This is a genomic window from uncultured Jatrophihabitans sp. (assembly GCF_964252635.1).
Taxonomy (GTDB): domain Bacteria; phylum Actinomycetota; class Actinomycetes; order Mycobacteriales; family Jatrophihabitantaceae; genus Jatrophihabitans.
Map to the genome: position 1 here is coordinate 30,753 of NZ_CAXUNP010000024.1, position 7,379 is coordinate 38,131.

The 7,379-nt window shown below is 65.4% G+C and carries 6 protein-coding genes; 5 read left to right on the forward strand and 1 reads right to left on the reverse strand.

The genetic code is table 11. The features are described 5' to 3' along the window. Window positions 1–116: 116 nt before the first annotated feature. The 4 genes from ACFFCA_RS12240 (at window position 117) to ACFFCA_RS12255 (ending at window position 5,472) form a co-directional block, all read left to right on the forward strand. The gene (locus ACFFCA_RS12240; protein ID WP_375485155.1) at window positions 117–1,682 is read left to right on the forward strand and encodes a right-handed parallel beta-helix repeat-containing protein; all 1,566 of its coding nucleotides are present in this window, start codon (window positions 117–119) and stop codon (window positions 1,680–1,682) included. A 117-nt stretch (window positions 1,683–1,799) separates the two neighbouring features. Continuing rightward, window positions 1,800–3,017 carry an O-antigen ligase family protein gene (locus ACFFCA_RS12245; protein ID WP_375485156.1) on the forward strand — a complete coding sequence of 406 codons (1,218 nt, stop codon included), beginning with the start codon at window positions 1,800–1,802 and terminating at the stop codon, window positions 3,015–3,017. Further along, window positions 3,014–4,561, forward strand: coding sequence for a flippase (locus tag ACFFCA_RS12250; protein WP_375485158.1), 1,548 nt, complete (start codon window positions 3,014–3,016; stop codon window positions 4,559–4,561). Before ACFFCA_RS12245 ends, ACFFCA_RS12250 begins: the two co-directional genes overlap by 4 nt. A 518-nt stretch (window positions 4,562–5,079) precedes the next feature. Further along, a complete protein-coding gene (locus tag ACFFCA_RS12255; protein ID WP_375485186.1) occupies window positions 5,080–5,472 on the forward strand; it encodes a phosphotransferase family protein in 393 nt (130 codons plus the stop codon). Here the strand turns inward: ACFFCA_RS12255 and ACFFCA_RS12260 are convergent. After that, entirely contained in the window at window positions 5,461–6,399 is a 939-nt protein-coding gene (locus ACFFCA_RS12260; RefSeq protein ID WP_375485160.1) for an FkbM family methyltransferase, read from the reverse strand. The genes ACFFCA_RS12255 and ACFFCA_RS12260 overlap by 12 nt on opposite strands. A gap of 135 nt (window positions 6,400–6,534) precedes the next feature. On the opposite strand from ACFFCA_RS12260, the gene ACFFCA_RS12265 reads away from it, so the two are divergent. After that, on the forward strand, window positions 6,535–7,212 hold the full coding sequence (locus tag ACFFCA_RS12265; RefSeq protein ID WP_375485162.1) for a hypothetical protein: 678 nt from the start codon (window positions 6,535–6,537) through the stop codon (window positions 7,210–7,212). Window positions 7,213–7,379 lie beyond the last annotated feature (167 nt).

Sequence of the window (7,379 nt, forward strand, 5' to 3'; positions counted from 1 at the left end):
CGCCGCCGACGACCACGGCGCCGCCGACGACCACGGCGCCGCCGACGACCACGGCTCCGCCGACGACCACGGCGCCGCCGACAGGTGCGGCGGCTCCCGGTACCACGACGTACCCAGTGCCGGTCGGTGCTTACTTCGTCGCTCCGAACGGCAGCGACTCGGCCGCAGGTACGCAGGCCGCGCCCTGGCGGACCCTCGCCCACGCGATCTCGGCAGCTCGGTCGGGATCGACGATCGTCTTGCGCGCCGGCAATTACAACGAGTCCGTCACGGTCCAGGCAACGAAGTCCCTGACGATCCAGTCCTTCCCATCCGAGGCGGTCTGGCTGGACGGGAGCACGCCGGTCGACAACTGGACACGCTCGGGCAACACCTGGGTGCACAACGGTTGGACCGCCAAATTCAGTTCGCTCGCTAGCTACACCAAGACCGTGCCCACGGCACCCGGGTTTGCCTTCGTCAATCCCGCGTACCCGATGGCTGCGTACCCCGACCAGGTGTGGTTCGGGACTGAGCCGCTGACGCAGGTTGCGACCGCGGCTGCGGTCGGGCCGGGCACCTTCTATGTCGACTATCAGTCGGACCAGCTGGTGGTCGGTGACGACCCGACCGGTCACGAAGTCACGGCCAGCAACCTCGGTATTGCTTTCACGAGCTACGGCCCGAATGTGACCCTGCGCGGGATCGGGGTCCGCAAGTACGCCACCGCGGTCGGTGACATGGGCACGATGCGCGTCGACGGTGCCGGTGATGTTGTGGAAAACGTCGTCTCGAACGACAACGCGACAACTGGCTTGTTCGTTGGCGGTACCAGAATCTCGGTTCGCAACGTGACCACCTCCCGCAACGGCATGTTGGGGATGACCGCGGGTTACGCCGACTACCTCTCCGTGGACGGGCTTCTTGCGTCGGACAACAACACGCAGCACTTCAACTCGGCGCCGGTGTCGGGCGGCCTCAAGATTGCCCGGTCACGCAACATCACGGTTCGGAACAGTTCTTTCATCAAGAACCTGGGTGTCGGCGTGTGGTTCGACGAGTCCTGTTACAACCTCGTGCTGGTCGGTAGCACGGTCACCGGAAACAGCACCAACGGTGCCGTCGCTGAAGTCTCCTCCACCGGGGTCATCGCGAACAACACGATCACCGGAAGCGGGGCAATCGGTCTGAAGATCAACAACACCGACGGCCTGCAGATCTGGAACAACACGATCATCGGCAACCGCTCGCAGGTACAAATTGTCGAGGACAACCGACGAGGTACGAACCCGGCGAATGCAGGACACGATCCACGACAGCCCCAACCGGACCCCACCGAGCCTTGGGTGATCAGGAACGACGCGTTCATGAACAACGTCGTCGGTCCGTCTTCGTCCGGTATGCCGCAGCTGATAGTCCGTGATTACAGCGGCCAGTACGCAGCGGACCAGCTCAACGTCGTCATCAGCGGCAATGCCTTCGTCGGTGCCGCCGCAGGGGGCCTCGTGACATGGGGGACCGGTGGGTCCGGCGCGACGACCTACCCGACCGTCCCGGCCTTTCAAGCCGGCACAGGTCAACGTGGGAACGCCGGACCGCCCACGCTCGCCGCTGTTGATTCCTCCCTGGGCATGCCCCTGCCGCCCTCGGTCGCGGCCATCGCCCAACTGGCCGCCGGGCTGACGCGGGTGGGGGCTGTCTGACTGGATTCATCGCGTCAAGAGGTTAGAATCGACTCTCGCTTCACGTGGTCCTGACCCACGTTCTGCCTTCCGAATCGAGGGACGTTGTCCACAGGCTCGGTAGCCGCTGCCGGCCGCGTGCGCAACGAGGTCGCCACCGTTCCGCACGACCGTTGGCGCGCCGGTCAACGGATCCTGTGCGCGGTGCTACTGACCGTGAGTCTCGTCAACTGGCGGGTTGGGGATTACTACGCCGGTGGTTTCGACCCGGTCGTCGGAGCAAAGGCATTGCTGAGCCTCATCGCGCTCGTTCTGGCCATCAGTGCGCTCAGGTCAACCGCGAATGTGCCGTGGGTCGGTCTGAGAACAGTGGCCATCTCAGCGGCATACCTCGTTGTTGCGCTGCTGGGTGGGTTCGCGGGTGGCGACCTTCTGGCCAACGCGACCCTGGTCGTTCGCGTCCTGGTGGTGCTGGTGACCATGCTGTGCCTGATGATGTCGGGGTCGCTCAACGAAGTCGTTGGCCAGACGTCGACGGGCCTCGCCAGCGTGGGTGTGTTCCTGGCAGTCACAGGCCTGCCCAGTTATGCCGCCAAGGGAAGGCTCTATGGCGGCATCCTGCCGGTCAACCCGAATGGCTTGGCCCTGCTGTTCGGTCCCCTCGTCCTGTGTGCACTCTGGCGCATGCTCAACGAGCACCGTCAGCGCTGGGATCCTGTGATCTTCGTCGGGCTGACCGGAGCCACCTGGCTCACGGGATCGCGAACCGGGTTGGCCGCGCTTCTGGTTGCCGTTGCGGTCATCATGCTGGTCTCGCCGCACCTTCCGGCACCGGCCGTTGTCGGACTGGTTTTCGCCGTTCCCGCCGTCGTCTACCTGTTGTATTTCTCGCCGCTGGTGTCGAATTACTTCAACCGTGGCGGCACCCAGAATGTCACCACTCTCAACTCGCGCACGATCGCATGGCAATCAGCACTGGCGGCACCCGCGAATTTCTGGCAGCACTGGGTGGGCCGAGGTCTAGGCGTCAAAGAGGTCGCGGTCTCGGGCACGTATTGGAACGCCCAGATCCTCGACAGCAGTTGGTTGTCGGCTTACGTCCAGGCAGGGATCGCGGGGTTCGCTCTACTCGCGCTCTGGGTGCTGGCAACGCTTGTCGGGTCGGCGCGCGCCCCTCAGCCGCACCGGTCTCTCCTGCTCGGCGCCAGCCTCTACGCTGCGATCAACAGTCTCCTGGCGACGGGGTTGCTGGACGCATACGTCCTGTTCGTTGTCATGCTCTTGCCTGCCCTCGGCAGTGAGATCGCGAATGTCCAAGCACATACCCGCGGCTCATCCGACCCGTTCACGCCGTGACCTCGCCCAGCAGGGCAGCCGGAGACGCCAACGGTTTCGCGCTGTCCGGGGCCGCGCGCGGCGGAACGCTCAGCCTGCTCGGCGCCGCGTGCAACCAGTTGTGCCTGTTCGCCATCGTCACCGTTGTCGCGCGCGAACGGGGTGGGCGGGCCGTCGGCGAGTACACCCTGTGTTGGGCCGTGCTCATCGTCGTCGGCCTGCTTGCGTTGTGGGGATTTCAACCCGCTCTCAATCGGTTCGTCGCCGTGTACCTCGCCCAGGGCGACCCATCGCGGGTCAGAGGAATAATTCGGATGGCTCTGTCGGCGTCGGCGGCCACGTCGCTCGTGCTGGCGGTTGCGGTGGCCGTGCTCGCGCACCCACTTGCGACGCTGTTCGGCAATGCGCACTTGACCGAGGAACTGCGCCTCGTTGCTCTGACCCTCCCGGCGGCAACCCTGCGTGACGCGGCACTGGCCGCCACGCAGGGCTGGCGCACGCAGCGGCCGTTCGCGTTGATCGGCTGGGTGTACGAGCCAGTGGCGCGTTTGCTCCTCACAGGTGCGGCTACCCTCGCCGGTTGGAGTGTCACAGGCATTTTCGCCGTCATCCCCGTTGTCTCGTGGTCGACTGCCGCGCTGGCCCTGATCAGCCTGCGAAGGTTGTTGCGATCGCTGCCTGCGGCTCGACCGGTCGTGGACGTCAGAACCGTCCTGCGATTCTCGACGGCGAGCTGGGGGACGGTTCTGGCTTCGGTCGGGCTCGTTTGGGCAGACACTCTCATTCTCGGAGTGCTGAGTACGACTCAACAGGTCGGCATCTACACGATCGCGACCCGAATCGTGAATCTCGCGGTCTTCGTGATGGTGCCGCTCAACGCTTCGCTCGCACCGCAATTTGCCCACTTGTTGCACCTCGGCGAGCCCGGTCCACTGCGGCACGCGTACACGACCACCACCAGATGGATGTTGTCATTGTCGCTGCCGGCGTTCGTGTTGTTGCTGGTTTTCCCCGGCGACCTCCTGCACCTGTTCGGGCATGAGTACGAATCCGCTGTGTGGGTGACCGTCATCCTGGCCGTGGGTCAACTTCTGAACGCGGCGACCGGGCCGTGCGGCAATCTGCAGAACATGAGCGGCCACGTCCGACTCAACATGACGAACAACCTGGTGACGCTGGCGCTCAACGTTGGGCTCAACGTGGCCCTAATCCCGCCTTTCGGCATCAAGGGTGCAGCTGTCGCATGGAGCGTCTCGCTGGCCGTCGTCAACATCGCCAGAGTGGTAGAAAACCGATTGCTGTTCGGGGTGCTTCCATTCGACCGCTCACTGATCAAGGTGCTGCTCGCGGCCGCCGTTGCGGCAGCGGTCGCGGTGGCGATCCGGGTCGGGTTGGCCGGCGTGCTCACCGAGTTGGTGGTCGGCGTGGCCGCCGGAGCAGGGGCCTACTTCGCGGCCTTGTGGTTGTTCGGCTTCGAGGACGACGACCGGGTAGCGATCCGCAGCATCCTCGGCGCTTCAGACTCAGCAACGGCAGACACGGACCAGCCGGCGGCGCTTCCGTGAGCTATGACCGAATAGCGAGTCAGACCTACGTTCGCTTTCCGCCCGGGTTGCGCAACGTCCTTATCCCCGATCGTCCGGCGGCGGCGTCGGCGCTGGGGGTGACGCTCTACACGGCGTCACGACCTGGCCCGCTCGCATTCCAACGAGCGGTATGGGCCGTAACCCGTCTCGGTGGATGGCGCCTGCTGCCCGGACCGCACGACTCGTGGTCACCCCCTATGGAGCCCGGCGTCTTCGACGTGCTGTGGGACATGTGGACGGATGCGGTCGGCCGCCCCATCGATGGAGTGGCGATATACGAACGACCACAGACATTCCGGAGCAACACGACCGTCCTGCTGTGCGCCGGGGCGGCGTCGGCGCTAATTCGCCTGCATCGCGACCCTACGCATCTCGAGGTGGAGAGACGCGTGAGCAACGCAGCCCGGGAGCACCGGTTGTCGTGCTTCAGAGTTCCGTCCGTCGTCGGAACGGGTGAGGTCGGTGGCTGGCATTGGGTCGGGTACGGCCTGATGTCCATGAGGCCGCACCGCGCGATCACCCGATTGCGGAGTGGATTGCTTGACGAGGTACGCACCCTGGTCGGAGCCGTCGTGCCTCGGCCACCCGGGGTTCCGGAACACTGGGTACCGTCCCATGGCGACCTGAACCCCTGGAATCTGCGGCGAGCCCGGACAGGTGACTGGTTGATCGACTGGGAAGATGCTGGCTGGGCGCCGCCGGGCACTGACGAGGTCTACTTCTCAGCCACGTCTGCGACGCTGCGCCGAGGTGCGGTACAGCCGTTGCCCATCGCGCCCGAGCACCGAGAGGCGGCTGCAAGGTTGGCCGCTTGGGTGGCTGCCCGCCCCGTCCGAGACCGGATCGGCGCCCAGCTGCAAATACTGCTCTCCAACGGATCAGTCGAATAATGCCCGTCGTTCGTCTGGAATGACGGCGATGTCACGCGAGCCGTACTGAGACAAGATGTCCGTTCCGGCGGCGACCGCAGAGGCAGGCACCTCTCGAAGTGCGGGTTCGGAAACCAGCCAGAACCGATACCCGTGCTCGGTCATCCGTACGAGCAACGCGCGCAGCTGTGGCGTGTCGCGCAGGACTTCGACGAGCAGCGTCACCCGTCGGGCGATCAAGTCCTGCAGGCTGCTGTGTAGAACGTCGTACTCCGCGCCCTCGATGTCGAGTTTGATGAGGTCCGCTGCGCCGATGACGTCGCCCGTGCGCACCGTGGGCACAGAGATAGTGCGCTGGGCCGCGCGACGAGCGCCGACGCCTTCGGCGCTGGTGCGGACGTATGCGCCGGACGGCGCTGCATACTGTTCCAGATCAGGGAGCGCGAGCTCGATCGTCGGCGCTTCGGGGGAACCCATCACTGCGCCGGTGATGAGCTCGACGTGCGTGATCGAGTTCAATTGCAGGTTCCGTCGGACGATGTCGACGCTGCCGGGGTTGGCCTCGATCGCGGTGTACGAGGCCGAGGGCGCGGCTAGGGCGCCCACGACCGTGTAGTAGCCGATGTTCGCGCCCATCTCGACGATGCCTGTCGCTTCTGCGCACAGCCGACGCCACCAGGCCACCTCGTTGCCTTCGTAGCCCTTGTCGCCGTACCAGTACAGGATGCGCGTCAACCGCGAATCAACGGCTGACAGTGTTATCGGCGGATTGCCACCGAGGGTGAACGAATCCAGGCCGCGAAGGCTTCGGTGGCGCAGGAGGGGGACCATCACGTGCCGGCGGCGGGCGCCCTCGATGATTCGGAGCGGGACCAACCGCAGAAGCACTTCCAACAACTGCCGACTGCGAAGCCGGAATCGCTCGCTCAGGGTCAACGCCAACGGCATGGCCGGGAACCTACCAGCGAGCAGTTCTCAGCACAGCGAGAAGGGAAGTGCTTTCCGCGGTCTCGCCGTGCAACGGATGGATAAACTTGCAGCAGATTGCCGGGGGCCGGTCCGGCGCCAGGGGGGCTTTGCGACATGGGTTCGGTTCCACCGCTGATCGCGTTCGTGTGTCAGGCGAACGTTTGCCGTTCGCGCCTCGCGGCCGCGTTCTTCAAGCGCGGACTGCGCGAGGCCGGTTTGGAGGGCGCAGCCCGCGTGGCTACGGCAGGAACCCACGCTCTGCCTGATCGGGGATGCTGCGAATGGGCGTTGGCCAACGTCGATCAGGATGACAGGCGTGCCATGCTGGCCGATGATCCGACTCCGGTGACTGCGCAGTTGCTCGACGACGCGTCGCTGTGCCTGGGCCTGGACCGCGAGGTGCATGCCGCACTCATCCGTCTGTCCCCCCCCGCACGACCAAAGATCTTCACCTTGAAAGAGGCGGCTGCCCTCGCACAGCTCGCGATTGCCGACAACTCGTCTCGGGGGCAGAACACGGACTTCGACTGGCGCGGTGGTTCCGAGCGAGACCTCGCGTGGTTGGTGGTGGAGATGGACGCCGCACGAGGCTGGCTTCCGGTCCAGCCGGACGGCCCGCGTCGCTTTCGGCGCTCACTCACCTGGTCGAAATCCCTGGATGTTCCGGACGCTCACGACGACACAAGGAGAGCGGTCCGACATCAAATTACGCTGGCCGAGCTGCAGCCCGCGGTCGTCAGCCTCGCTGCGTCGGTCGCTTCTGCCCTTCGGGTCGCTGATCAGCAGGTGTAGACACCAGTGCATCCAGCTGCGGAGGCGTCTTCGGCTGGTGCCCGGCAGCTTTGGCAGCGTTCGTCGGCCCTGACCTCTTTCTGGCACGACGCCGACCTCGTTGCGTCGTCGAGGTGGTAGCGGCGCCGCTCGCTGCAGCGTCGGTGTCCTGAGCGGTGCTGGTGTCC